The 26,066-nt window shown below is 52.4% G+C and carries 27 protein-coding genes; 12 read left to right on the top strand and 15 right to left on the bottom strand.

What is annotated here, in order from left to right; translation table 11 throughout:
- Positions 1–96: 96 nt before the first annotated feature.
- The 5 genes from AC6CHM_RS05255 to moaA all read right to left on the bottom strand — a co-directional run bounded on the left by AC6CHM_RS05255 (position 97) and on the right by moaA (position 4,265).
- Complete coding sequence (locus tag AC6CHM_RS05255; protein WP_336439881.1) at positions 97–888, bottom strand: ABC transporter substrate-binding protein; 792 nt, start codon at positions 886–888, stop codon at positions 97–99.
- A gap of 236 nt (positions 889–1,124) precedes the next feature.
- Positions 1,125–1,634 (bottom strand): molybdopterin-guanine dinucleotide biosynthesis protein B, encoded by a 510-nt coding sequence (gene mobB, locus AC6CHM_RS05250; RefSeq protein WP_498172281.1) that lies wholly within the window; start codon positions 1,632–1,634, stop codon positions 1,125–1,127.
- Entirely contained in the window at positions 1,631–2,260 is a 630-nt protein-coding gene (gene mobA, locus AC6CHM_RS05245; protein ID WP_498172279.1) for a molybdenum cofactor guanylyltransferase MobA, read from the bottom strand. Before mobA ends, mobB begins: the two co-directional genes overlap by 4 nt.
- A gap of 2 nt (positions 2,261–2,262) precedes the next feature.
- Complete coding sequence (locus AC6CHM_RS05240) at positions 2,263–3,141, bottom strand: DMT family transporter (protein WP_115052731.1); 879 nt, start codon at positions 3,139–3,141, stop codon at positions 2,263–2,265.
- A gap of 134 nt (positions 3,142–3,275) precedes the next feature.
- Entirely contained in the window at positions 3,276–4,265 is a 990-nt protein-coding gene (moaA, locus tag AC6CHM_RS05235; RefSeq protein WP_307286592.1) for a GTP 3',8-cyclase MoaA, read from the bottom strand.
- Between the two features lie 237 nt (positions 4,266–4,502).
- Between moaA and AC6CHM_RS05230 the strand changes: the two genes are divergently transcribed.
- A complete protein-coding gene (locus tag AC6CHM_RS05230) occupies positions 4,503–4,880 on the top strand; it encodes a gamma-butyrobetaine hydroxylase family protein (protein WP_498172278.1) in 378 nt (125 codons plus the stop codon).
- Position 4,881: 1 nt separating this feature from the next.
- On the opposite strand, the gene AC6CHM_RS05225 is transcribed toward AC6CHM_RS05230, so the two are convergent.
- Positions 4,882–5,493, bottom strand: coding sequence for a L,D-transpeptidase family protein (locus AC6CHM_RS05225; protein WP_115052734.1), 612 nt, complete (start codon positions 5,491–5,493; stop codon positions 4,882–4,884).
- A 289-nt stretch (positions 5,494–5,782) separates the two neighbouring features.
- Here AC6CHM_RS05225 and AC6CHM_RS05220 point away from each other — a divergent pair, with 289 nt between their 5' ends.
- Positions 5,783–7,699 carry a L,D-transpeptidase family protein gene (locus AC6CHM_RS05220; protein ID WP_498172277.1) on the top strand — a complete coding sequence of 639 codons (1,917 nt, stop codon included), beginning with the start codon at positions 5,783–5,785 and terminating at the stop codon, positions 7,697–7,699.
- A 6-nt stretch (positions 7,700–7,705) separates the two neighbouring features.
- Here AC6CHM_RS05220 and AC6CHM_RS05215 read toward each other — a convergent pair whose 3' ends face one another.
- From AC6CHM_RS05215 to AC6CHM_RS05190, 6 genes are all read right to left on the bottom strand, one after another.
- Entirely contained in the window at positions 7,706–8,446 is a 741-nt protein-coding gene (locus tag AC6CHM_RS05215; protein WP_115052736.1) for a proteasome-type protease, read from the bottom strand.
- 30 nt (positions 8,447–8,476) lie between these two features.
- Positions 8,477–9,274, bottom strand: coding sequence for a transglutaminase family protein (locus AC6CHM_RS05210; protein WP_115052737.1), 798 nt, complete (start codon positions 9,272–9,274; stop codon positions 8,477–8,479).
- A gap of 5 nt (positions 9,275–9,279) precedes the next feature.
- Entirely contained in the window at positions 9,280–10,221 is a 942-nt protein-coding gene (locus tag AC6CHM_RS05205; protein WP_307285758.1) for an alpha-E domain-containing protein, read from the bottom strand.
- An 81-nt stretch (positions 10,222–10,302) separates the two neighbouring features.
- Positions 10,303–11,715, bottom strand: coding sequence for a circularly permuted type 2 ATP-grasp protein (locus AC6CHM_RS05200; protein ID WP_115052739.1), 1,413 nt, complete (start codon positions 11,713–11,715; stop codon positions 10,303–10,305).
- A 230-nt stretch (positions 11,716–11,945) separates the two neighbouring features.
- Positions 11,946–12,455, bottom strand: coding sequence for a BA14K family protein (locus AC6CHM_RS05195; RefSeq protein WP_115052740.1), 510 nt, complete (start codon positions 12,453–12,455; stop codon positions 11,946–11,948).
- Positions 12,456–12,570: 115 nt separating this feature from the next.
- Positions 12,571–13,254 (bottom strand): phosphoglycolate phosphatase, encoded by a 684-nt coding sequence (locus AC6CHM_RS05190; protein ID WP_498172275.1) that lies wholly within the window; start codon positions 13,252–13,254, stop codon positions 12,571–12,573.
- A 183-nt stretch (positions 13,255–13,437) separates the two neighbouring features.
- Between AC6CHM_RS05190 and rpiA the strand changes: the two genes are divergently transcribed.
- The 3 genes from rpiA (at position 13,438) to gor (ending at position 16,301) form a co-directional block, all read left to right on the top strand.
- On the top strand, positions 13,438–14,157 hold the full coding sequence (gene rpiA, locus AC6CHM_RS05185) for a ribose-5-phosphate isomerase RpiA (RefSeq protein ID WP_498172274.1): 720 nt from the start codon (positions 13,438–13,440) through the stop codon (positions 14,155–14,157).
- A 92-nt stretch (positions 14,158–14,249) separates the two neighbouring features.
- Positions 14,250–14,795: a DUF2059 domain-containing protein gene (locus AC6CHM_RS05180; RefSeq protein WP_336439888.1), complete on the top strand. Its 546-nt coding sequence runs from the start codon at positions 14,250–14,252 to the stop codon at positions 14,793–14,795.
- Positions 14,796–14,909: 114 nt separating this feature from the next.
- Entirely contained in the window at positions 14,910–16,301 is a 1,392-nt protein-coding gene (gor, locus tag AC6CHM_RS05175) for a glutathione-disulfide reductase (protein ID WP_498172273.1), read from the top strand.
- Between the two features lie 12 nt (positions 16,302–16,313).
- Here gor and AC6CHM_RS05170 read toward each other — a convergent pair whose 3' ends face one another.
- The 3 genes from AC6CHM_RS05170 to AC6CHM_RS05160 form a co-directional block, all read right to left on the bottom strand.
- On the bottom strand, positions 16,314–16,631 hold the full coding sequence (locus AC6CHM_RS05170; RefSeq protein ID WP_498172271.1) for a BrnA antitoxin family protein: 318 nt from the start codon (positions 16,629–16,631) through the stop codon (positions 16,314–16,316).
- A complete protein-coding gene (locus AC6CHM_RS05165) occupies positions 16,615–16,872 on the bottom strand; it encodes a BrnT family toxin (protein ID WP_498172270.1) in 258 nt (85 codons plus the stop codon). The genes AC6CHM_RS05170 and AC6CHM_RS05165 overlap by 17 nt, the downstream gene beginning before the upstream one ends.
- Positions 16,873–16,958: 86 nt before the next feature.
- Positions 16,959–17,840, bottom strand: a complete 882-nt coding sequence (locus AC6CHM_RS05160; RefSeq protein ID WP_498172268.1) for an alpha/beta hydrolase family protein — start codon at positions 17,838–17,840, stop codon at positions 16,959–16,961.
- A 196-nt stretch (positions 17,841–18,036) separates the two neighbouring features.
- Here AC6CHM_RS05160 and AC6CHM_RS05155 point away from each other — a divergent pair, with 196 nt between their 5' ends.
- The 7 genes from AC6CHM_RS05155 (at position 18,037) to AC6CHM_RS05125 (ending at position 26,044) form a co-directional block, all read left to right on the top strand.
- Complete coding sequence (locus AC6CHM_RS05155) at positions 18,037–19,416, top strand: class II 3-deoxy-7-phosphoheptulonate synthase (RefSeq protein WP_115053270.1); 1,380 nt, start codon at positions 18,037–18,039, stop codon at positions 19,414–19,416.
- Between the two features lie 80 nt (positions 19,417–19,496).
- Complete coding sequence (locus AC6CHM_RS05150; RefSeq protein ID WP_498172267.1) at positions 19,497–19,928, top strand: GFA family protein; 432 nt, start codon at positions 19,497–19,499, stop codon at positions 19,926–19,928.
- 96 nt (positions 19,929–20,024) lie between these two features.
- Positions 20,025–21,200: a Na+/H+ antiporter NhaA gene (nhaA, locus tag AC6CHM_RS05145; RefSeq protein ID WP_354343933.1), complete on the top strand. Its 1,176-nt coding sequence runs from the start codon at positions 20,025–20,027 to the stop codon at positions 21,198–21,200.
- A 60-nt stretch (positions 21,201–21,260) separates the two neighbouring features.
- Positions 21,261–21,695: a GFA family protein gene (locus AC6CHM_RS05140; protein WP_498172265.1), complete on the top strand. Its 435-nt coding sequence runs from the start codon at positions 21,261–21,263 to the stop codon at positions 21,693–21,695.
- 97 nt (positions 21,696–21,792) lie between these two features.
- Positions 21,793–22,143, top strand: coding sequence for a diacylglycerol kinase (locus tag AC6CHM_RS05135; protein ID WP_115052749.1), 351 nt, complete (start codon positions 21,793–21,795; stop codon positions 22,141–22,143).
- A 52-nt stretch (positions 22,144–22,195) separates the two neighbouring features.
- On the top strand, positions 22,196–23,869 hold the full coding sequence (locus AC6CHM_RS05130) for an NAD+ synthase (protein ID WP_498172263.1): 1,674 nt from the start codon (positions 22,196–22,198) through the stop codon (positions 23,867–23,869).
- A gap of 360 nt (positions 23,870–24,229) precedes the next feature.
- On the top strand, positions 24,230–26,044 hold the full coding sequence (locus AC6CHM_RS05125; RefSeq protein WP_307285716.1) for an ABC transporter ATP-binding protein: 1,815 nt from the start codon (positions 24,230–24,232) through the stop codon (positions 26,042–26,044).
- Positions 26,045–26,066 lie beyond the last annotated feature (22 nt).

Here is a 26,066-nt window from a genome sequence, read left to right as displayed (position 1 = left end):
TTTCATATCTCGCGGGCAATTCCCCAACCCGTCATTTTTGTAAGTTCGCAGATGGCAGTTTTATCCGCCATCTGCCTGTCAGATCAACTTTTTATCTTAGTTTTCTGCACCATATACGTCGAACTTGAAGTACTTATCGTTGATTTCCTTGTACTTTCCGTTCTTGCGGATCGCAGCAATCGCTTCGCTGAACTTGTCTGCCAGAGCAGTATTGCCCTTTTTGACAGTCACACCAGCACCTGGGCCGTGAATCGCGATATCAGGGGTAATTGTACCGAGGATCTTGCAGCAAGAACCGGCATCACTGTCCACCCACTGGCTAAGTACAACTACGTCATCCATAACCGCGTCGATACGGCCGTTTGAAACGTCGAGCTTATACTCGTCGGCAGTCGGATACATTTTGATGTCAGAGCCGCTATATTTGGCTTCAGCAAAGTTGGAGTGGCTTGTCGAACCTTGAACGCCAAGGGATTTGCCCTTCAGCGATTCCGGTGAGACATCCTTGATATCGGAATCTTTCGGTACAGCGATTGCTGGCGGCGTGTTGTAGTATTTCTTGGAGAAGTCGACCTGCTTCAGACGTTCCGGGGTGATCGACATGGAAGCGATAACAGCATCGAATTTGTCAGCCTGAAGTGCTGGGATCATTCCATCCCAATCCTGCGTGACGAAAGTGCAATCTGCCTTCATCTCTTCGCACAGCGCCTTGCCAATATCGATGTCGAAACCTTCAAGCTTGCCGTCCGAGGTCAGATTGTTGAAAGGAGGGTAAGCTCCCTCGGAAGCGATTTTGATCTTCAGCGCGTCCTGTGCATGGGCTGCGCCCATGGTTAAGGCGAGGGCTGCAGCAGAAATCGCGATTGCGAGACGCTTGGTTGTACGCATTTATTTGAACCTCTCTTTTATAAGCCCGGCTGTTCCCCTGTTTTTTCTGGACAGCCTTCCGAGCAAAGTCGCAGTTTACGTCACTGCTCCTGACACCGATATTCCCACTAGTTTTCAAGGAAAAGCAACCGGGAATCGTGTGCCGTTTAACGAATCCGACCGTAAAAATTCCCGATATTTGAGGCCTCTATATTTTTATTTCACACATACGGGATGAAAAGACACATTCAAACACATCAAACGCGAAGTCCCGTTTCACGTTCGATCATATCTGCGAGCCCATTAACGTCATCAAGTTCAAAAACCGGCACGGTTTCATCATTTAAGGCGTGGTCACTGGCAACAGCGACGATTGTCGGATCGCCTGCCGTCAGGGGCTCGCCGGAGCGGCCTTCCTGACGCCGTGTCTCGATCTTCTTGTGTCCCTCGCGTTTATATCCCTCAATCAATATGAGGTCGCAGGGTGAGAGTCGCTCCACGATGGTGGCCAGCGACGGCTCAGCCTCATTCGTCAATTCGTGCATCAGCGCCCAACGGCGACCGGAGACAATCGCAACTTCGCCAGCCCCGGCTTTGCGGTGGCGATAAGAGTCTGTGCCTTCCTTATCGATGTCGAAATCGTGATGCGCATGCTTGATCGTCGACACTTTCCAGCCCCGCCGCGTCAGTTCTGTAACCAGCTTGACTGTCAGCGTGGTTTTCCCAGAATTTTTCCAGCCAGTTATGCCGAACAGGCGAGTCGTCATGTTGAAGGCGTCCATCGCTTTTGCGCTTCGAGAATATCTTCCTGCGTATTTATGTTGAAGAAGGGGTCGATTGTCTGGTCTGTTTGCGTCGTCGTCAGCGGAAACTCAAAGCTCTTGTGTGGGTGCGCAGCGATCCAGCTCATCACTCGGCGGTTTTCGTCATCAGCCAGCCATGCACGGAGTTCACCACGTGATGAAATCGGCCATATGCCAAAAACAGGGTGAATCCGTCCGGCCGACGATGCAATCACTATCCTATCTGGTGCATCGGCGATTTGCTGACTCAGTTTTTCACAAAGATCATCCGGGAAGAAAGGCGTATCGGTCGCAACCGTCAAAATATGCGAAAAACCATCGCTATGGGTTGAAGCCCATTCCATTCCCGCCAGTATGCCGGCCAAGGGACCGGCGTAACCGACAATTTCATCCGGGATAATCGGAATGCCAAGATCGCGAAAATGCGCAGGATCATTATTGGTGTTGAGAGCTAGAACCGGTAGCTGGCGTGCCAGACGCTGGTGAATATGGTCGATCAGTCTGCCCGTGCCGAAGGGTAGAAGAGCCTTGTCAGACCCATTCATGCGGCGCGATTGTCCGCCCGCCAGAATGATACCCGCTGTTTTCAAGATCAGACTCCGTCGGGTGAAGACGCTGCCGCAGTGGCTGCTGGCTTTGCGCGGCTCACCATCTGCTCACGATAAAGCGTATATAGACCGCTGCCAATAACTATGATCGAGCCGATTATCATTGGCATATCGGGCAAATCACCGAAAAACAGGAAGCCAAGAAGGATTGCCCATAGAAGGCTCGTATAACGAAACGGCGCAACGAACGAAATTTCACCTTCGCGCATTGCAAGAATGAGAAAATGATACGCTGCCATCACGCAACAGGCAGCAAGAATCAACAGAAACGTATTTGTGGTCGACATGGGTGTCCAGCCACCCAGCGGTACAATCATCGCGGCACCGGCGACGCCAACGCCGACCGATGTCAAAGCGGATATCATCAGCACGGGTATGGTTTTGGGAACTCTGCGGGTTGCAAGGTCTCGTAACGACGCAAAAATCACCGTAACCACAATCAGCAGAACATAGGGGCTCATTCCTTCCTGGCCGGGACGAACAATTATCAGAACGCCAGCAAGGCCTATGATGATGGCGACCCATCGACGCCAACCCACGGGTTCTCCGAAAAACAAAGCCGCACCGAGTGTGACCAGAAGCGGTAATGATTGAAGAATGGCGGACGTTAGCGCCAGCGGAATGTGAACGAGTGCGATAAGGAAGGTGATTGTCCCAACGACTTCTCCAATAACGCGCAATATCGTCATCTTGTGAAGCGCCTGCCGGATCGGGATCAGCATCCCCTGATACCAAGCCAGAGCCACGATTAACACTGTCGCTATGGTGCTGCGAACCAGCATGACCTGGCCCATGTTCATTTCTTCGGCGACAAATTTCACTGTCGCGTCATTGAAAGTGAAGCACGCCATGCCGATAGCCATGTGCAGACTTCCGCGCAAATTAGGAGATAGCGCCAAGATTTTTTACTTCCGCTGGGCAGGACGATTCTCCTCCAGAATCGCTGTCATTGATATATCAACGAAAGCAATATTGTGCATGCGGAATCTTTGGAATTTTAGCCGCCGGTCACGCTCATATGGCGGGAAACTGCCGGGCGATTATGGCGGCGGTCAATAATGAAGTCATGGCCCTTCGGTTTGCGGCCGATAGCTTCGTCAATAGCGTTGCTTAGGAGCTCGTTGCCTTCTGATGCCCGCAAGGGAGCACGCAAATCTGCTGCATCCTCCTGGCCGAGGCACATATAAAGTGTCCCGGTACAAGTCAGGCGAACACGATTGCAGCTTTCGCAGAAATTATGCGTCATCGGCGTGATGAAGCCGACGCGACCACCCGTTTCCGGAATTTCGACATAACGGGCAGGGCCACCCGTCTTGTAAGGAATATCGTTCAGCGTGAATTCTTCCCGCAACCTTGTTCTGAGCAGCGACAAGGGAAGATATTGGTCCGTTCGGTCGAGATCAATTTCGCCCATTGGCATGGTTTCGATAAGTGTCAAGTCCATGCCGCGTCCATGTGCCCAGCGGATCATGTGCGGAATTTCGAGATCGTTGAAATCTTTGAGCGCGACAGCATTCAGCTTGACCTTGATTCCAGCGTCCTGCGCAGCATCAATGCCCTCCATCACTCGGCCAAGATCACCCCAACGTGTGATGGCCTTGAACTTTGCAGCGTCGAGCGTATCCAGCGATACATTGATGCGTTTTACCCCAAGGTCAGCCAGTTCATGCGCAAACCGCGCGAGCTGTGAGCCATTTGTTGTCAGCGTCAGTTCATCCAAAGCGCCTGAACGCAAATGTCGGGAGATCTCGCTGATAAGATGCATGATATTCTTGCGCACCAATGGCTCACCACCCGTGAGCCTTAGCCGTTTCACGCCTTTTTCGATAAAGGCAGTGCACAGACGATCCAGTTCTTCAAGCGTCAGAAGTTCTTTCTTCGGTAGGAATGTCATATGTTCCGACATGCAATAGGTGCAGCGGAAATCACAGCGATCCGTTACCGACACGCGCAGATAATTGATCGTCCGCCCGAAAGGGTCTATCATGCTTGTCTGCGTTGGCGTCTGGTCGAATGTTGCCAAATGGTTCAAGAGCTTCCTCCTCACCCAGAGATAGTGCGGCGTCAAGGACTTGTCCAGTTATTGCGAATGGCGTCTATGCCTTATAGCTGAGACGTTTTCGCACATTTGCTTATAAGGATCGGCGGAATTAAGAGGCGCCGTCTTGGCGCTTGCAGCAATCAACGACAACGCCTACACCAAATAAAAACAGGGATATCAGTAATGACCGATGCTTGGCCAAAGGAACTACGCGTCAGCAGGGATCGAAAGTCGCTGGTCGTTACATTCGATAATGGCGAGCGTTATGATTTAAGCGCTGAATTGCTGCGCGTGGCATCGCCATCTGCGGAGGTGCAGGGGCATTCTCCCGAACAGCGCGTGACCGTCCCCGGCAAGATCAATGTCGAGATTGCCAAGATGGAGCCTATTGGCAATTACGCAGTGCGAATCACGTTTGACGACATGCATGACACCGGCCTGTTCAGCTGGGACTATCTGATCGATCTTGGCCGGAATAAGGACACACGCTGGCAGGCATATCTCGACGAGTTAACGCAAAAAGGCCTTAGCCGCGATCCGGTCAGCCGGAAACACTCATAAACTACCGCAGAACGACGACACGCGTGCCGACACCGACATTGGCATAGAGATGTTTCACGTCATCATTCGCCATTCTTATGCAGCCCGATGACATGGCGTGACCAATCGTCCACGGCTGGTTGGTTCCGTGAATGCGATAGATTGTCGAACCAATATACAGGGCTCTTGCGCCGAGAGGATTGTTCGGCCCTCCGGGCATATAAGCGGGAAGGATGCGTCCCTTCTTTGCTTCGCGGGCGCGCATGCGCGCTGGCGGCGTCCAGCCTGGCCATTCGGCCTTGCGCGAAATTTTGTTGCTTCCACTCCAGGTGAAGCCGGTCTTGCCGACACCGATTCCATAAGCCAATGCGCGACCTTCTGCTGTCACATGATAAAGTCGCCGTTCGCCGGTTCGTATGACTATGGTTCCGGCTGAATATTTGGAAGGAAAAGCAACACTTTTCCGTGCAATTGGCGAAAAATCAGATTTAAATTTTGTCGACTGAATTTGGTATCCGTTGTTTGGGTGTTTTCTTTTCCCAAGGTTACTATCCATTGATTTTGCTGTTGCGCCGAAGCAACTTAGACAAAAAACGCCAAGACATACTAAAAATACGCGATAAACTCCAATCATCGTATCCCCCAATTCGATGTTTCGACCGCTTGTACTGTGACATTATTGCATGTTTGGGAAAAGAATGCCTATGATCAACTCGTCGTGTAGTGAATCAAAATGAAATTCGATGTGAATCGCGTTAATCTTTGAGTCGGGGTGAGTGCCGAAAATGCGTCGCCTGAGAATTATCTGCCGGCGGCGGAGCATTGTTAAAACATTCTAAACAAGATGCGCCGAAACTGGAACGACACCAAATTGATAGCCCGCTTTTGACTGCGGGCGAGACTGTTCCAGCTGGGCGAGCACCATGACTTCTTTCTCAAAAAAACGAGCACTCTTTCTGGCCGCAATGTTGTCGGCAACGGCGAGTGCCGTGCCGCAAGCTTCGGCAGCCAATAATCTGATGGAGCTTCTGTTCCCCGGTCGCCGGGTTCAATCACAGCCTGTCATGCCGCCAGAACCAAGGGTCAACGTAGACCAGAATTCTGCGCCCGCGTCACGCGCGCCAATCAAGCGTGTAACGGTCACTGCGCCCAAGAATTATGACTACAAAGCGGATGCGCTGGTTCAGATCGATTTGACGAAGATTGACCCGCAACTGACAGCTTCCGCACATGTCGGTACCGGTGTTGCGCCATCCATGGAGATGGACCAGTTCGGTTTGAAGATCGATCATCTTCGCGAAGCGCATGTGAAAGCGGAAAAGGACATTGCTGATGCAATTGTCGCTTATTATGCATCCGGTAAGAACCCGATATGGACTGTATCCTATGATGTTTCGCCGAAAGCCAAAGCCGTTATTGCTTTGTTCGCAAAGGCTGCGGAAAGCGGGCTTGATCCTCAGGACTATGTCGTAAAAGTACCCGGAGATGACTATGAGCGGAGCGATATTCCTGCTCGATTGAAGGAGCTTGCCGAGTTCGAACTTTCACTGTCCGCCCGCGCCCTTCGTTATGCGATGGATCAGGGGGATGGCCGCATCAATCCTAATCGCCTGAGCGGATTTCACGATCTGAATACGGACAATGTAAAGCCGCGCAACGTTATCGATCAGCTTGCGTCGGCTGGCGATGCGAGCGCCGTCTTAGCGGGATTTGAGCCGCAAAATAAATGGTACGCCGAGCTTAAGCAGAATTTGCATGCCATAGCTGACACTGCTGGCCCTTCTATTCATATCGCGCCCGGCACATTGATCCGTCCTGGCGAAAGCAATGCCGAGTTGAAGAATGTGGTTGCTCTCATCAGGGCAAAAGCACCCAAGGATTATCTTCTTCAGCATGATGCGGTTCTGCAGGCGAATGAAACTGCTGAAACCTATGATGTAAGTCTTGTCGAGGCGGTTAAGGACTATCAAAAATCGCAGGGGCGACAGGCGGACGGCGTTATTGGAAATGCCACGATAAAAACTCTTCAGGGCGAGAGCAGCGCGTCCAAGCGCGACCGGATTCTCTATTCGATGGAGCGTTTGCGCTGGATGCCTCGTGATTTTGGCAGTCGCTATGTCTTCATTAATCAGCCCGCATATCGCGCACAATATTTCAACGATAATGCTGAGAAATTGGCGATGAATGTTGTTGTCGGGTCTGCGAAGAACCAGACCTATTTCTTCAATGATACGATTGAAACGGTGGTTTTTAACCCGTCTTGGGGGGTGCCACGCTCCATCATTCTCAATGAGATGATGCCAAAAATCCTGAACAATCCATCCTATCTCGAAAATAGCGGCTATGAAGTCTACGACAAGTCCGGCCGGGTGGTTCCATCAAGTTCAGTCAATTGGGGGCAGGTTGCATCAAACGGCGGCGGCGTTGGCATCAGACAGAAGCCAAGCCTGGACAATGCTCTTGGTGAGTTGAAGATATTGTTCCCCAACAGCCATGACATCTACATGCATGACACGCCTGCAAAGTCCTATTTTAAGAAGGATATGCGCGCTTTGAGCCATGGTTGCATCCGTTTGGAGCGTCCACGCGATATGGCAGCTGCAGTGCTTGAAATGCCTGTGGAGGAGTTGAACCAGTATTTCGGCAAGAACGAGCGTAATGTGAAGGTGAAATCACAGCTTCCGGTTTACGTCTCCTACTTCACAGCTTGGCCGGATGCGGCGACTGGGCAAATTCATTATTATGACGACGTCTATGAGCGCGACGCCTATCTTCAAAAGGCTATTCTCAAGACACAGGCCGTCCGTCAGGCTGACACCATTCAAACAGCAAATCTCTGAGCGAATTTAATCGCGCGATTTGATTTCAAAGGGCGGCAGGCTCTGGAACGCAAGTTTCAAAGCCTGCGACCAGCCTTCCGAGACGATCTCGTAATAGGGATCATTGCGCTCGATACGCTTCTCAAACCCGAGACGGAAACTGTCTGATTCGTAAAATTGCAGATCGAGCGGCAGTCCAACCGACAGATTCGATTTCAACGTAGAATCAAATGAAACCAGCAATAGCTTTGTCGCTTCCTCGAAAGTCATCGCGGGATCGTAAGACCGCACGATGATCGGCTTACCATATTTATGTTCGCCAATTTGGAAGAATGGCGTGTCCTGCGTCGATTCAATAAAGTTTCCCTCAGGATAAATAAGGAAAAGCCGAGGGTCGCCGCCCTTTATCTGACCACCAAGAATAATCGAAGCTCCAAAAGAATCGGCCCGCTGACCGCCACTATCCACTTGGTGGATCACATCGCGAATCGTGTCTCCGACCAGCCTTGCTGTCTGAAACATCGAAGGCATCTCGTAAATTGAAGGCGAGCGTTCAGAGGGCGTTTTCGTCCGCTCGTTGAGAATGCTGATGACGGCCTGCGTGGTTGCTAGATTGCCGGCCGATAAAAGGGTAATCACCCGGTCGCCCGTTTTGGCCCAAGTGTACATTTTCTTGAATGTCGAAATGTTGTCGACGCCCGCATTGGTTCTTGTGTCAGACATAAACACAAGCCCACGGTCCAGTTTGAGCCCGACGCAATAAGTCATAGCGAATCCCAAGTTCGAAATATAAAGCGATTACTGCTCTACATTGACCTCGACGGCAAGTGATTCAATTGATGGTCCAAAGCGTATTCCGGAAACAGGCGCTGCTTCCCGATAATCTAGCCCGCAGGCGATGCGGACATAGGTCTCGTTAGGACAAAGGTCGTTAGCGGCGTCGAAGCCCACCCATCCCAGCCCATCTATATGTGCTTCCGCCCAGGCATGGCTGGCGGTCTGTTCAATCGTATTGTTCATCATAAGATAGCCGGAGACATAGCGGGCAGGTATACCCAAAAGTCTGGCAGCTGACAAAAATACATGGGTATGATCCTGGCAGACCCCGGTCCCAAGTCGAAGCGCCTCTTCGGCGGTTGTGTTGATGGTGGTTGAGTTGGGCGTATAAACCAGCTTGCGGTTCAATGCTCCCATCAACTCATGCAATATTTCCAGCCTGTCCGATTTTGCCGGCAATCCCGCTGCCAGATCCTTGATCGCCTCACCAGCCGCCGTCAATTCAGTTTCGCGCTCATAGAGCCAGGTCGGCATGAAATTGTAGACCTTGCCGAGAACGCCGCTCCTGTCTTCTGTTTCAACATGTCCTGCGGCGCGGATCACGAGTTCTTCTGTTCCCCGGTCAACACTGATCAACATGGTCCGGTTGCCATAGCCGTCGCGGTAATTTGCTTCCTGGGTTGCGCCGTCCACGGTTACTGTCCAGTCGATGACTTTCTGACCCGGAGAGCTTTGCGGATGAAGGCGTAACCGCTGAATGGCATAGTGAACGGGCGCATCGTAGCGGTAGTGGGAATTATGCTGGATGTTCAAAAGCATGGGTTTCAATCAAAATTGTAGGCTTTAGCAATTTTACTGCTCAAGCCAGTTGTTTGATAGATGAGATCGCTCAGGAATTCATGCAATCCATTGTCGAAGATCGTGCGGATATCATTGTTCTCAAGACGCGTCATGATGCCCTCTGCCATATCGTGGCATTCGTGCCGGGCACCATAATCAATCGCCAGATGTTTAAGATTGTCGACTATATTGGAATAGCAGAAATTCAGCGAACGGGGCATGCGTGAATTAAGGATCAGATAATCAGCAATATTCACAGGGCTATATTCGATATCATAGACCCAGCGATAGGAGCGATGGGCGGAAACCGACCGCAAAATGGACTCCCACTGAAAATTGTCCAGCGTTGTACCGACATAGGAAATCGATGGCAGGAGCACATAATATTTTACGTCGAGAATTCGCGCCGTATTGTCGGCCCGCTCAATAAAGGTGCCTATCCGAGCGAAATTGAAAATCTCGTTGCGCAGCATCGTGCCATGAAAAGCGCCGCGAATGATTGCTGTTTCACGTTTGATCTGGTCGAGAACGCGTGGCAAGTCTGTTTCGGGAACTGCTGAGGCCAAGGTCGACTTCAACACCATCCAGGTTTCATTGACGCTTTCCCAGGCTTCGCGGGTCAAAGCGGTACGCACCATGCGCGCATTTGAGCGGGCTGTTTCGACGCAGGACATGACACTTGAGGGATTGCTCGGATCACGCAGGAGAAAATCCGAAACGAGGCTGGCGTTATATTCCTTGTACTTGTTGTCGTAACCGATCTTCACACCGGCGCTCATCAATACGGATGACCATTCTTCGGGTGCATCGGATGTTTTGGTCAGCGCCATGCGCAACCCGGCATCGATCAACCGAGCCATGTTTTCTGCCCGCTCTATATAGCGAAACATCCAGTAAAGACCGTTTGCGGTGCGCCCAAGTAGCATTTTCTAATAAAATCCCTCTTTTATTCATCGGGGGCCTTATGGATGACCCTTATTTCCGCAATTATCGGCAGTCGCTTGAACCTAATCGTCCAATACCCATGTGTCCTTTGTGCCGCCTCCCTGACTTGAGTTGACCACCAGCGAGCCTTCCTTCAACGCCACGCGTGTCAACCCGCCGGGTGTGATGCGGATACGGTCCGAAACGAGCACGAAAGGCCGCAAATCCACGTGGCGTGGCGCGAGACCTTTTTCCGTCATGATCGGTGTGGTCGATAGCGCCAATGTTGGCTGGGCGATGTAATTTTTGGGGTTGGCCTTCAATTTGAGTGCAAAATCCTCGCACTCTTTTTTGGAGGCAGCCGGTCCGACCAGCATTCCATAGCCGCCGGAACCATGCACTTCCTTGACCACAAGTTCGCTGAGATTTTCGAGGACATATTTCAGCGTGTCCGGTTCGGAACAACGATGGGTCGGGACGTTTTCCAGTATTGCCTTTCGCCCGGTGTAGAATTCGACGATTTCCGGCATGTAGGAATAAAGCGCCTTGTCGTCAGCAATCCCGGTTCCCGGCGCATTGGCTATGGTGATGTTGCCTGACCGATACACATCCATGATACCGGCAACGCCAAGCGCCGAGTCGCGGCGGAAGGTGAGGGGGTCGAGATAGGAATCATCCACGCGGCGATACAATACGTCGATGGCGCGGTTGCCTTCGGTCGTGCGCATGACGACCTTGCCATTTTCGACCTTCAGGTCGCCACCCTCGACCAGTTCCACACCCATCTGATCGGCCAGGAACGCGTGTTCGAAATAGGCGGAATTATAGATGCCGGGTGTCAGAACCGCGATTGTCGGTGTGCCGTTGCATCCGGGCGGTGCCACAGCCGCCAGGGACTGCCGCAGCATTTTCGGATAGGTCTCTACCGGACGAACCTTGATCTGCTGAAACAGTTCCGGAAAGAGCTGCATCATTGTTTCGCGATTTTCCAGCATGTATGACACGCCGGAAGGGGTTCGCGCGTTGTCTTCAAGCACATAGAACTGGTTTTCGGCCGTGCGGACGATATCGACGCCTATAATATGGGTATAGACATTGCCCGGTGGGCGGAATCCGACCATTTCCGGCAGATAAGCATCATTATGTGTAAACAATTCGCGGGGTATGCGCCCGGCGCGGATGATTTCCTGACGGTGATAAATGTCATCAAGAAAGGCGTTAAGAGCCATCACGCGCTGTTCGATACCTTGGGAAAGGCGTCGCCATTCATTGCCTGTTATAATGCGCGGGATAATGTCGAAAGGAATAAGCCGCTCGGCAGCCTCTTCGTCGCCATAGACGGCGAAAGTAATACCGGTTTTACGAAAAACATTCTCAGCGTCGAGTGCTTTTTGCGCCAGTCGGCCTGGATTTTGCGTATCGAGCCAGCTTTTCAGCTGGTCATATGGCGGACGGACCTCGTCGCCGGTCTTGATCATCTCGTCAAATGGCTTCACTCAAATCCCCTTTTATACAACTGACATTCAAGCGCGTTCGGGGAAAAATGCAAGCACATTCCTCCGTTAACATCCGCCACGGATAAGAGGGTCTAAAAACTAGGCAGCTATGATATCTTATGGGCAAGAGCAAAAAGCCTTCGTCTAATATGAAGGCATTTCATTGATGTCGGCTAACTAGAAATGGGCCCGGCTGTGATAGTCGGGCCAAAGAATCGAGTCACACCACCTTAATAGGGTGAGTTGCACTGGCGGCGCGGACCGTAATTGGGCTGATATGTGTTGTCCGACGCACGATATGAACGATATCGGTCATAGCACCATTGAGTATGCGAACGGACGCCACGATATGCCGGGCGATTAACAGTGCTGCCAACAATCACGCCCGTGCCAAAGGCGGCCAGCGGGAACCATGCGCCGTCATAATAACGATATCCTGGACGATGATGACGCCAACCGCGATGGCCGCGCCAATATCTGTCGCCTCTCCAGCCGCGATCTCCTCGCCAGCCACGATCGCCGCGCCAATGCCTGTCGCCGCGCCAGCGATCACCACGGCTCATATATTGTTGATGCTTGTTGTAAAAAATGGTTCTGCGATCACGCACGGTTTGCACATTCGCATTGCTGGTTTCGATAGCGACAGGCGCAAGCGGTGCGGAAATTGCCGGAACGGCACCCGCCGATAGCATACCGACCGACATGGCCATTGCTGTCAGAATTGAAGTGAGCTTTTTCATCGTTCCTCCAGAGTTTCCCGAAGTATCAAACACTTCGTTCTAATGACGAACCAATTTTGTCGGCATCATTCTACAACAGAAACGCGCATCGCGATGTTTTGTTCCTTCCTCTGGCCTATGCGTTCACGGCAGCAATCAAATTCCCGGTCATCTCGACGCTCAACTCGCGATAATGTGAAATGATGCGGCTGGGATCGTAAGTCGCAACCGGCATATCGGAATAGCCGAAATCAACTGCGATCACCGGAATTCCGGCTGCTTTGGCTGTGTTGATGTCCGTATGACTGTCGCCCACCATCACGGCTCTGTCGACGTCTCCGCCTGCCAGCCGGATTGTCTCAATGAGATGCCGTGGATCGGGTTTTCTGAAGGCAAACGTATCACCACCGGTAATGGCGGCGAAACGGGATGTCTCTCCAAGGTGGCCCAGCAGCGATACGGCCAAACCTTCAAACTTATTCGTGCAAATAGCAAGGAGGTAACCGGCATTGGCAAGCTCGTCCATTGCCTGTGCAACGCCTTCATAAAGCGCGGAGTGTCCTGGCATATTTGCACTATAATGCTCGATAAAAAGACCGAGAAGCCAGTCGAGTTGTTCCGGGCTCAAGAGTTTTTGCTGTGCCTCAAAAGCACGCTCGATCATGACGCGGCCGCCCTGGCCGACATAGCGGCGCAGCGCCACTGGGTCGATTTTTTGCATTCCTGCTGCATTCAGACAATGATTGAGACTGTCGAGAAGATCAGGAGCTGTATCTACCAGCGTTCCATCAAGGTCGAATACTATAATGGGTTGAGACATCTTATTCCTGCAATCGCTTTGTGGGTGTCAAACCGGCCAAAATCAAAAGGCCAGCGGTCTGATTCAAACATTCGCATCCCTTTTCGATCACCACTGGTCTTGACCCTTTTGACTGACGTGTTAGGGAGCCCAATGTCAATGCAAAAAGATGGCATGTCAAAGCTGCAAGAGGACGCATCACCTATGGATCCGAGAACACTGAAGATCGAAGCTGCCGCTGCGGCATTGACCTACGTCGAGGATGGCATGCGTCTTGGTATTGGCACGGGATCGACGGCAGAAGAGTTTGTTCGCCTTTTGGCAAAGAAAGTCGAGGAGGGAATATCTGTCATTGGCGTGCCCACCTCGGAACGGACAGCAGCGCTTTGCCGCGAGCTTTCTGTGCCCTTGTCAACGCTTGAAGAAACGCCGCAGCTTGACCTTACCATTGATGGTGCCGACGAGATTGATGCACAGCTCACCCTTATCAAAGGTGGCGGAGGGGCGCTGCTGCGTGAAAAGATCGTTGCCGCAGCTTCAAGCCGGATGATCGTAATTGCCGATGCTTCAAAGTTCGTCGATGTGCTCGGCGCTTTTCCGCTGCCCATCGAAGTCAATCGCTTCGGACTGGCCGCGACAAAGCTGGCGATCGAGCGGGCGGCTGCGGGGTTGGGTCTGTCGGGCGCCCTTACATTAAGGGTGACGGGAGGCGATGCATTTGTTACAGAGCCATTTGTAACGGACGGTGGACATTTGATCCTGGATGCATCTTTTGGCCGCATTCCGGATACAAGAGCGTTGTCCAATGCTTTGCATGCCATTCCCGGCGTGGTGGAGCATGGATTGTTTCTGAATCTGGCGCATACAGCCATATTGGCCGGTGCTGACGGTATTCAAACATTGCAGCGTGCCCCATCTGTCTAGGCGCGCAGTAATATTAGAATTGGTTGTTTCATCTGCAAGCTTGGAGATGTTTCGGGTGAGACGCGTACAACGAAAAACGGAGCGATAAATTCATGAACCGAGCAACTGGCTTTCGCCGCTTGATTGCACCCTTGTCCATCGCAATCATGCTGAGCGGTGTTTATTCTGCACAAGCGCAGGAGATCACTCCATCACATCTGGCTGCTGCACGCGCCGCTGTTACGGCTATCAAGACCACCGATCAATTCGATACAATTTTGCCAATGGTTGCCCAGCAGCTGAAGTCGGAGCTGATCCAGAAAGACCCGAACCTGGAATCGATCATCAGCACCACTGTCGATGAACAGGCTCTGGTTTTGGCTTCGCGTCGCGGTGATCTCGAAAACGAAGCAGCCCGTGCATATGCTGTTTCTTTCACTGAAGAAGACTTGAATGCCATCACTGGGTTTTACAATTCTCCAGCTGGAAAAAAGCTCCTTTCGGAAGGCCCGATTGTTACGCGTGAAGTTCTGAAGGCCGCCGGCATCTGGCAGCGCGGTATAGCCCGCGATCTGGCTCAGGCTGTTGCCGAAAAGGTTGTTGCAGCAGCGGCGGCAACATCGCCTGCTCCCGCAGCACCGGAAGCCCCCAAGCCGTGAGCTAACTCTACGGTAACTTGATTTCAAAGCCCGGTTCAAGCCGGGCTTTGTGCTTTTAAATCGTTTGGATAAGTCCCATATAGTTGCTCAGGCAAAGATTCGGAGTGCTCCCCCATGACATCATATGACTACGACCTTTTTGTTATCGGGGGAGGGTCCGGGGGTGTTCGCGCTGGCAGGCTTGCGGGCGCAATGGGCAAAAAGGTCGGCCTTGCCGAAGAGTTTCGCATGGGCGGAACTTGTGTCATACGCGGCTGCGTTCCCAAAAAACTGTTTGTTTATGCCTCGCAGTTTCCAGAGCATTTTGAAGCAGCCGCTGGTTATGGCTGGACGGTTGGACCTGTCAGCTTTGACTGGGCCACGCTGATTGCCAACAAGGATCGTGAGATTGCGCGGCTGGAAGGGCTGTATCGCAAGGGGCTGGATAATTCGCATGTCGAGATATTTGACAGCCGAGCAGTGCTGATCGACGCTCACACAATTGAAATCCTCAAAACCGGTAAGCGCATTACGGCTGATCAGATATTGATCGCTGTTGGTGGGCACCCAAACCCGCATGCCGCATTGCCGGGCTACGAGTTTTGCATAAGCTCCAACGAGGCATTTCATCTGGAACAGCTGCCGAAGGCCATTATAATCGCCGGTGGGGGTTATATAGCTGTCGAGTTTGCAAATATCTTCCACGGCCTGGGTGTCGACGTCACCCTTGTCTATCGTGGCAAGGAGATACTTTCGCGGTTCGACCATGATCTGCGGCATCTTTTGCACGAGGCGATGGAAGCCAAAGGCATAAAAATCCGCTGCGGCGAAATATTGAAAGAGGTCAAGCGTAATACTGACGGTCGCCTCGACGTGCATTTATCGTCAGATGACGAACTTGTTGCAGATCAGGTCATGTTGGCAATTGGGCGTGTGCCGAACACAAAAATGCTCGGTCTGGAGCAGGTCGGCGTCGAAGTCGATGAAATTGGCGCCATTAAGGTTGACGACTATTCACGCACGACTGTTGGAAATATCTGGGCGGTTGGCGATGTAACAAATCGCGTACAGCTAACCCCGGTGGCCATTCATGAAGCTATGTGTTTTCTTGAAACGGCATTCAAGGATAATCCCACCAAGCCTGACCACAATGATATCGCGACGGCGGTGTTTTCGCAGCCCGAGATCGGTACGGTGGGTCTCTCGGAAGAGGAAGCCGCCAAGAAGTTCGACGAGGTTGAAGTCTACAGGGCCTTGTTCCGCCCGATGCGCAATACGCTCTCGGGGTCAACAGAAAGGATGCTGACCAAGCTCATTGTCGATGCGGCGAGCCGCAAAGTGGTGGGTGCCCATATCCTTGGGCCGGATGCTGGCGAAATGGCGCAGCTTTTGGGCATTCCGATCAAAGCGGGCTGCACCAAAGACGATTTTGACCGGACAATGGCGGTTCACCCGACCGCTTCGGAGGAGCTTGTTACAATGTACAAGCCTAGCTATCGCCTTATCAAAGGCGAACGCGTCGACTGAATTTGATGGAAATTAGACTTTTGCTCGCCGGAGCACTTCGTTAATCCTGGACTGCCAGCCCTTCCCGGTCGCTTTGAACTTGGCAATCACGTCAGGATCAAGACGTATCGTTACCGGCTGTTTGGTCGTGGCAGAAAGCGGGCGGCCACGTTTGGCGATTTCCTCATCGATTTTTTTCGCCAATTCAGGGAAAACTTCGCGAAATGGGCGCGCATTCTTCAGTTCTTCCTCCGTCCACTCAGGATTATCTGGATCATTTGCAATGCCAGCCTGAATTTTTGCCTCTTCCTCGTCGCTAAGGGGGCTCACACGCCTATTGGGAATGTTCATATATTCTCCTCTCCAATCGACTTGCCAGACGCATTGATATTATCGATATCGCTTCGGTACCGAGAGCCACAAAAACAACTGCGATGATCTGGCCATAGAATAGGCTCGTCGCTTTTAGCCGACGATGATTTGCCGATACAACCTGTGCTTCAGCAAGGAATTCTATGTCCAGGTCGGCAAAGTCGAGCTCATGCTTCAACAGGTTTTTTAAACGCTTCGGTTCGTCCCAAATGATTATCATATATTGTACGTACAATAAATAAGAGAAATCAAAATAATGGAACGATAGTAAGGAATATTGTCTCCGTTTAAAGCACGACCTTGGTCTTATGCTGCACGAGCGCCAACGCGTTTTATGGCGTTTGCGGGCAGCGTCCCGTTCAGCAACCAGCCCATCACGTCTGGCCAGAGAGTTTCAGCGCGGGTTTTGCGGAAATAACCAAGATGGCCGATCTGATCGGCGCGGTTTTCCGGTGATAACCAAAGCTCGTGAACATCTGCATTCACCAGCCTTTCGAGGAATAATCGAACAGCCCTTGGCGTTCCCCAAGGGTCGTCATTTATGCCAATGCCCAGAACCGGTATCTCCACTGCTGAAAAATGCCGTGCTTCAGGAACTTTTGGGTCTTCGAATAAGAAGTTCCGATTGCGGCACCAACGCGCCCAGTCACGGAAAATGCTGCCGGGAAGGGCTTCGCCTATTCCGCTCCATTTGGGCAATCGTCCAAGCGGATATGTGAGCGGCACGCCCAGGAGGTTCATTCTGGCAAAGACGGCAATGGGCTCGGCAGTGTTGCGATAGTAACCCGACAGCGAGGCGAGGGTGGTATATCGCTCAAAATCAACTGAACGGTTGCATAGGCCGAGCGCGACCCCGCCAAAGGAATGGCCAATACCGACAATTGGTTTGTTACCGGATGCATTCTTCAGCTCGTCCAGCGCCGCAGGCATGTCCAGAACTGCCCAATCCTTCATGTGGAGGCGGGGCTTCCAGCCTTTGGGAACTTGTGATTTCGCTACTCCGCGATAATCGTAAGTGAGTACATGAGAAGCGCCGAGCTCAAGCAATCTGTTGGCAAAATGCCGATAAAAACTGTCAGGAACCGCGGCGGCAGAAGAGATCAGAACCGCTGGCTGTTGCCCCGGCCCGCTGAACAGAGTGCCGCGCAAGGGAAACCCATCTTCAGCCTTAAAAGCAATCTCCTGCATCGCAGCCTCCCACACTTACTTTTACGTTAAGGTAATATAGATAGGCGCTTCTCACAATGACCAAAAGAGATGAGCGGGGTAATTGTTAACGGGACTGGTATCACAGGCGTAATTGGACTATATGAGCGCCTTCCGGCATGACCGGAAAAATTCAAACAAACGCTACCAAAGTGGAAAGCAAGTAACAGGTGCAATAATGACCAAGAACTGGACACCGACTTCCTGGAGAGGCAAACCGATCAAGCAGGTGCCTTTTTATCCGGACGCTCAGGCTCTGAGCGATGTCGAGGCCCGTCTTCGGACATATCCACCGCTGGTTTTTGCAGGTGAGGCACGCAAGCTGAAGAAGCAGCTCGCCGCTGTCTCGCGTGGTGAAAGCTTCCTGCTGCAGGGTGGTGATTGCGCCGAAAGCTTCGCCGAACACGGCGCCGACAATATTCGCGACTTTTTCCGCGTGTTCCTGCAAATGGCAGTTGTTCTGACCTTCGGTGCCTCGCAGCCCATCGTCAAGGTTGGCCGTATTGCGGGCCAGTTCGCCAAGCCGCGTTCTTCGGACACGGAAACAAAGAACGGCATTGAACTGCCAATCTATCGCGGTGATATCATCAATGGCACCGAGTTCACCGAGCAATCGCGTATTCCGGATCCCGCACGTCAGGAAATGGCATACCGTCAGTCCGCAGCAACGCTCAATCTTTTGCGTGCCTTCGCGCAAGGCGGCTATGCCAATCTGGAGAACGTCAACCAGTGGATGCTTGGCTTCGTGGCCGACAGTCCGCAAGGCGAGCGCTATGGCATGCTTGCACGCCGTATCGCCGATACGGTCGACTTCATGCGCGCTGTTGGCATTACTGCTGAAACAAACGCGCAACTGCGTGAGACAGACTTCTACACAAGCCATGAAGCGCTGCTGCTTGGCTATGAAGAAGCTTTGACTCGCGTGGATTCCACGTCCGGCGATTGGTACGGCACGTCAGGTCACATGATCTGGATCGGCGATCGTACCCGTCAGGCTGATCACGCGCATATTGAATATTGCCGTGGCATCAAGAACCCGCTTGGCCTCAAGTGCGGACCAAGCTTGGAGCCCGACGATCTTTTGCGTCTGATTGATCTGCTCAATCCTGCAAACGAGGCTGGGCGACTGACATTGATTGCCCGTTTCGGTCACGACAAGGTTGGCGATCATTTGCCAAAGCTGATCCGCGCCGTGCAAAAGGAAGGCCGCAATGTTGTCTGGTCCTGTGATCCGATGCATGGCAATACCATCACTGCCAATGGCTACAAGACACGTCCATTCGACCGCATCCTTAAGGAGGTTGAGGGCTTTTTTGCAGTTCATCATGCCGAGGGAACATATCCAGGCGGCATCCACATTGAGATGACAGGCAATAATGTGACGGAGTGCACGGGGGGGGCGCGCGCTATCTCTGCTGAAGATCTGCAGGATCGCTACCACACCCATTGTGATCCGCGCCTTAATGCCGATCAGGCTTTGGAGCTTGCTTTTCTGGTTGCCGAGCTTCTCAAGAAGGAACGTGACAGCCAGCCACAGAAAATGGCTGCAAACGGCTGATCAAGCTAACTTAAAATTTAATGGCGGCCTACGTGGCCGCCATTATTGTTTTAGGGGTAAGGTACAGCGCAGGAGGTGCCATGGACAAGAATATCAACGAAATCGATGGCGCCTGCCATTGCGGCACTGTTCGGTTCCATGTGCGACTGAAGAATGGCTTGCACAGTGCTCGCAGATGCACCTGCTCCTATTGTCGGATGCGTGGTGCGGTTGCCGTGAGCGCCAATATTAGTGACATCACAATATTGCAAGGCGAAGACGCGCTGACACTTTATCAATTCAATACGAATACAGCCAAGCATTATTTCTGTTCAAAATGCGGGATCTATACGCATCATCAGCGCCGCTCAAATCCACAGGAATACGGCGTTAATGCTGCATGTCTTGAGGGTATCAGCCCCTTTGATTTTGAAGAACTGCCTGTAAATGACGGCACCAGTCATCCTTCCGACAGGGGAAAGGATGCAAGTTCGGAACTAGCCGGAATTTTGAGGTTCTATCCGCGACAGTGACGTCCTTATAGACGCAGAAAACTCTATTCTCACAATCATGTCATTACAAACCACTTTGGGGTGGAGTTTTCTTACTTCGAATACTATCAAAGCGGGATGAACACGAAAACGCCCCGCCGAGTCCGTCTGTCAGCATCCTTCCGTTCATTCATGGCAAGCGAGGCCGCTGGCGGCATCATTCTCATGGTGGTTGCTGCGCTGGCGTTGATCATCGCCAATTCTCCGCTCAGTCAGACATATTTTGATTTGCTTCATCGGTATGTTGGCGGATTAAGCGTCCTGCATTGGGTAAATGACGCGCTGATGGCAGTGTTTTTCCTGCTGGTCGGCCTTGAGATCAAACGTGAGATGATCAGCGGACAATTGTCAAACTGGTCGCGGCGAGCACTTCCCGGCTTTGCTGCCGTTGGCGGGATGGTCGTTCCAGCTCTGATTTTCGTTGCCTTCAATGAAGGCGATACCATCCGGGGCTGGGCTATACCATCGGCCACAGACATTGCTTTCTCGCTCGGCGTGCTTTCGCTGCTCGGGTCACGCGTTCCAATGTCGTTGAAAGTATTTCTGACGGCGCTTGCCATTATCGATGATCTGGGTGCGGTCATCATTATCGCGCTGTTTTATTCGCAAGGCTTGAACATACCGGCCCTCGCCGGTGTCGCCGTCGTTTTTGCTCTCCTTATGGCGATAAATTTCATGGGCATGGTCAGGCTCTGGGCCTATGTCGTGCTTGGTGTAATTCTCTGGATACTGGTTTTCAAATCCGGCATTCATGCGACGATTGCAGGTGTGCTTCTTGCTTTGACTATCCCCATGAAAGGGGAAAAGGGCGAGGCAGATTCGCCGCTTCTCAAGCTTGAGCATGCCATCCAGCCATGGGTCGCTTTTGCAATTGTGCCGATATTCGGATTTGCTAACGCAGGTGTTTCGTTCAGCGGCGTCTCGCTCTCCAATCTGGCCGATCCGGTGCCGCTTGGTGTTGCAGCCGGCCTGTTTGTAGGCAAACAGCTTGGCGTGTTTTCCTTTGCATGGCTTGCCATCAAAATGCGGCTGGCTGAGCGTCCCGCCGGCGCAAATTGGATGCAAATGTATGGCGTCTCTACCCTTTGCGGCATTGGCTTTACGATGAGCCTGTTTATCGGGTTGCTCGCTTACGCCAATTCGCCCTTGCTCCAGGATGAAACGAAGCTCGGCGTTCTGCTTGGCTCTTTGCTGTCGGCTCTGCTTGGTGCGCTCCTGCTGGTGCTGTCGTCAAAACGATCAGCCAAGGCGTGAATGTAAAAGCAGGCGGGCTTGCGCACGGCTATTCTCCAGTCCTGCAAGGAGGACCATTTGATGACGGAATTGCATAAAGGCTCGTGCCTTTGCGGAAAAGTGCACTTTGAAACGCGCGGTCCCCTTCGTGGCATAGTCTATTGCCATTGCTCGCAATGCCGTAAACAGTCCGGCCATCATTACGCAGCGACGAACGTGCAGGATGACTGCATTAATATATCCGGAAAAGAAAATATCAGTTGGTATGCCGCCAGTGAGTTTGCCCGGCGCGGCTTCTGCAAACATTGCGGCTCTGTCCTGTTCTGGAAGCACAATGAGGTTGACTACATCTCAGTTATGGCTGGAGCCTTCGATAGTCCCACAAGTCTTGAGGGTGAAGTCCATATTTTCGTTGCTGACAAAGGCGATTACTACGAAATTGCCGATGGCCTGCCGCAGTACGAAAAAAGCAGCAGCGGTGTTGTAGTGGCCCGCCAAAGCATTGATGCGGGTTGACGAATCGCCACATTGCGCTTGTCACGTTATTCGGCGATCTGGAATATTTCCGCGATTCCGTTTAACTGAAATTCTCTAGAATATTCAGGGGCAGGGCATGCACCGGCTTGTTATGGCATTTATCAATTCTATGCGGGCACTCAAGCATCTTGCCGCGCATGAAAAGGCAGTGCAACAGGAACTCGTCCTGTTTTTCCTGTCCATTCCCATTGCCGCTTTTATAGCCCCCTCTGTACTCGTTTTCCTGCTTCTAACCGGCTCGTTGCTCTTCCTGATTATGGTGGAAGTTTTAAACACGGGCATTGAGGCGGCTTGCGATGCAGTTTCGCGCGACTTTCACAAGGAAATCCAGATCGCTAAAGATTGCGGTTCGCTCGCGGTGCTGATCTCGGTTATCCTTGTTGCCATCGTCTGGCTCTATTTGCTCTGGCACGTATTTTTCCTGTGATACGCTTCATGGCAACATTGTTTTTCCATCAACGAAACGATATATGTTCATAATGAGCAAAAATCCTGATATTCTCCGTATCGCCATTGCCCAACTCAATCCGGTTCTGGGTGACATCAAGGGCAATCTTGCCAAAGCGCGCGAAGCCAGAGCCGATGCTGCGCGGCAGGGCGCTAATCTTGTGCTGTTCACGGAACTGTTCATTTCCGGCTACCCGCCAGAGGATCTGGTGCTGAAAAAGGCCTTTATCGCAGCTTGCGAGAAGGCAGTTCAGCATTTTGCCGAGGATACCGGTGATGGTGGTCCAGGTGTCATTATTGGTGTGCCGCTGCGGCGCGAAACAGGTCTGCACAATTCTGTCATGGTTCTGGATGACGGTAAGGTTATTGCCGAGCGTTTCAAAGTTGATCTGCCAAACTATGGCGAATTCGACGAGAAGCGTGTGTTCCAGCCGGGGCCGATGCCAGGTCCCGTCAATTTCAGGGGCATCCGCATCGGCATACCGATTTGTGAAGATATATGGGGCGAGCTGGGCGTTTGCGAAACGCTGGCCGAAAGCGGCGCGGAAATACTTTGCGTGCCGAATGGCTCTCCCTACTATCGCGGTAAGGTCGATGTGCGCCATCAGGTGGCATTGCGTCAGGTCATTGAAACCGGACTGCCGCTGATTTTTGCAAACCAGCTTGGCGGGCAGGATGATTTGATTTTTGACGGCGCTTCATTTGCCTTCAATGCCGACAAGAATCTCGCGTTCCAAATGTCGCAATTTGAGGAACAGCTGATTGTCACCACATGGCGTCGTGGCAAAGATGGCTGGAGCTGTGGCGAAGGCCCGATGTCACGTATCCCGGAGGGGGAGGAGGCGAACTACCGCGCCTGCATGCTCGGCCTGCGCGATTACGTCAACAAGAATGGCTTCAAGGACGTGGTGCTGGGACTTTCCGGCGGTATCGATTCAGCGATCTGCGCCGCTCTGGCCGTTGATGCGCTGGGTGAAGAGCGGCTTCGCGCTGTTATGATGCCCTACACCTACACATCCAAGGATTCGCTGAAAGACGCCGAGGATTGCGCAAGATTGCTCGGTTGCCGCTACGACATAGTGCCGATCTTCGAGCCGGTGGAAGGTTTTCTCAGGGCGTTGGGGCCAACATTCGAAGGTACCAAGGAAGGAATTACTGAAGAAAATCTGCAAAGCCGCGCCCGCGGTACAATCTTGATGGCTATTTCCAATAAGTTTGGCTCCATGGTTGTGACGACCGGCAACAAGTCAGAAATGTCCGTCGGTTATGCCACGCTTTATGGCGACATGAATGGCGGCTATAATCCCATTAAAGATCTGTACAAAATGCAGGTCTATTCCATGTCCGAATGGCGCAACAAGAATGTGCCTGCCGGTGGTCTTGGCCCCTCAGGAGAAGTGATCCCCGTCAATATCATCAGCAAAGCGCCCTCGGCGGAGCTGCGCGAAAACCAGACGGACCAGGATTCTTTGCCGCCTTATCCGGTTCTCGATGACATCCTCGAATGCCTGGTCGAAAATGAGATGGGGGTGGATGAAATCGTTGCGCGCGGGCACGAGCGGGCCACGGTCGAGCGTATCGAGCATCTGCTCTACATTGCCGAATATAAGCGTCGCCAGTCGGCTCCGGGTGTGAAGGTCACGAAGAAAAATTTCGGTCGTGACCGCCGTTATCCGATCACCAACAGGTTCCGTGACAGGCAGTAAGCGAACTGTTGCAATCTGGCCGCACCAGCCAATCAAAGCCATTTGCCCAAAAAATAGGCGCTTGGCGACGCAAAGCGATTCATCTATAAGCCAATCTCCGGCAATTTCGACCGGGAGGTTTAAGAATGGCAGCTTTCATCATGTCCCCACGGGGCGGCGCCAGTTTCTGATATGTGACGGCGAAAAGCCTTCTGGCTTTTCTATTGGCTTCACAAGTCAAGAACTCATCGCCGACATTGGCCTTGTCCGTATTCGGTCAAGTCGCCAGACCACAATGCCGTACTGATTCACTTTCCTACTCGCGGCATCTTTCTTCTACAATTCCTATTGAGGCCGGTGCTTATGTACCGGACAATTGTCATGGCTTTTTTTCGACTCGCCATCCGGGGCGGAGCTTTCCGCAGCGTTCTCGGATTCACCTGGAAACATTGGCAGGCACAACCTTTGCGCCTGTCGCTAACGCTTGTCGCAGTGTTGCTGTCGACATTGGCCGATGTGTTGACCCCGCTTTATTCGGGGCGGCTCGTTGACGCCATCGTCAAAGGCAGTCCGCAGGATGAACTGGCATGGAATGCTGCAATAGCAGCCTTTTCAACGCTCATTGCCCTGTCGTTCGGGGCGATTGTCTTGCGGCACATCATTTTCTTGACGGTGGTCAAGCTGACATTGAAAATGATGTCCGATATTGCTGCAAATGCCTTCTACCGTATTCAGCGTTTCTCGACCGACTGGCATGCCAATAGCTTTGCCGGCTCTACGGTTCGCAAGGTCACGCGGGGCATGTGGGCGCTTGATCTGTTGAACGATACGCTGTTGTTGGCGCTGTTTCCGTCCATCATCATGCTTATCGGCTCGACAGTGCTTATGGCCTGGTATTGGCCTGTCATGGGCATCATTGTCGGTCTTGGTTCACTGCTGTTCGTTGTCGTTACAGTGCTGATGTCACTTGGCTTTGTTGCTCCAATGGCAAGTCTTGCCAATCGTTGGGACACAAAGCTTGGCGGTGCATTGGCCGATGCGGTTAGCTGCAATATGGTTGTCAAAGGCTTTGGTGCTGAGGCGCGCGAAGATGCACGTCTTGCCAAGGTCGTTGCAAAATGGCGTGACCGTACGGCGCGTACCTGGCGGCGCGGAACGATCAACGGCACAACACAGGGCTCGATGCTTCTTGTATTGAGAGCTTCAATGATTGGCTCCGCCTTGCTTCTATGGTCCAAAGGCCATGCAAGTGCGGGTGACATTACCTTCGTGCTCACCTCGTTCTTCATCTTGCAGGGCTATTTGCGCGAAGTTGGCATGGACATTCGCAATTTGCAGCGTTCTGTCAATGACATGGAAGAGCTGGTTGATATTCAGAGTCAACCACTCGGCATTGATGATCGACCCGGCGCAAAGCCGATACAGATCACCAATGGCAAGATCGAGTTCGACAATGTGACGTTCCATTATGGCGCGCACAGACTGCCGCTCTATGACCGGTTTTCGGTAACGATCCGGGCAGGCGAGCGGGTTGGTCTGGTCGGGCATTCGGGCTCGGGCAAATCCACATTCGTCAAGCTGATCCAGCGTCTGCATGATGTGCAGTCCGGTCAGATCCGTATCGACGGTCAGGACATTGCCGATGTCAGACAGGCGTCGTTACGCCAGCAAATTGCCATCGTGCAGCAGGAGCCGATCCTGTTTCACCGGACGCTGGCGGAAAACATTGCCTATGCAAGGCCGGGAGCAACGCAGGCCGAGGTGGAGGAAGCTGCGCGACAGGCAAGTGCGCATGAGTTCATCACCAATCTGCCGAAAGGCTACAGCACGCTCGTTGGCGAGCGCGGTGTGAAGCTTTCCGGTGGTGAGCGCCAGCGTGTTGCCATTGCCCGTGCTTTCCTTGCGGATGCACCGGTTCTTATTCTGGACGAGGCTACTTCCAGTCTCGATTCAGAATCGGAAATGCTGATCCAGCAGGCAATGGAACGGCTGATGCTTGGCCGGACGACTTTGGTGATCGCTCACCGTCTGTCGACCGTGCGCTCTCTCGACCGGCTTCTGGTTTTCGACCATGGCCGCATCGCAGAAGAGGGTAACCATGAAGCGCTGATCGGGCTCAAGGGCGGTATCTATCGCGGTCTGTTCGAATTGCAGGCGATGGAACTGACCAAGGGCCTCATGCTTCAGGACAGCTAACAATATGGGCCGCGTGAAAACG

This window comes from Phyllobacterium sp. GQ127, from assembly GCF_059758635.1.
Note: the sequence above shows the minus strand (reverse complement) of the source record. Positions and strands in the feature narration are given on the sequence as shown.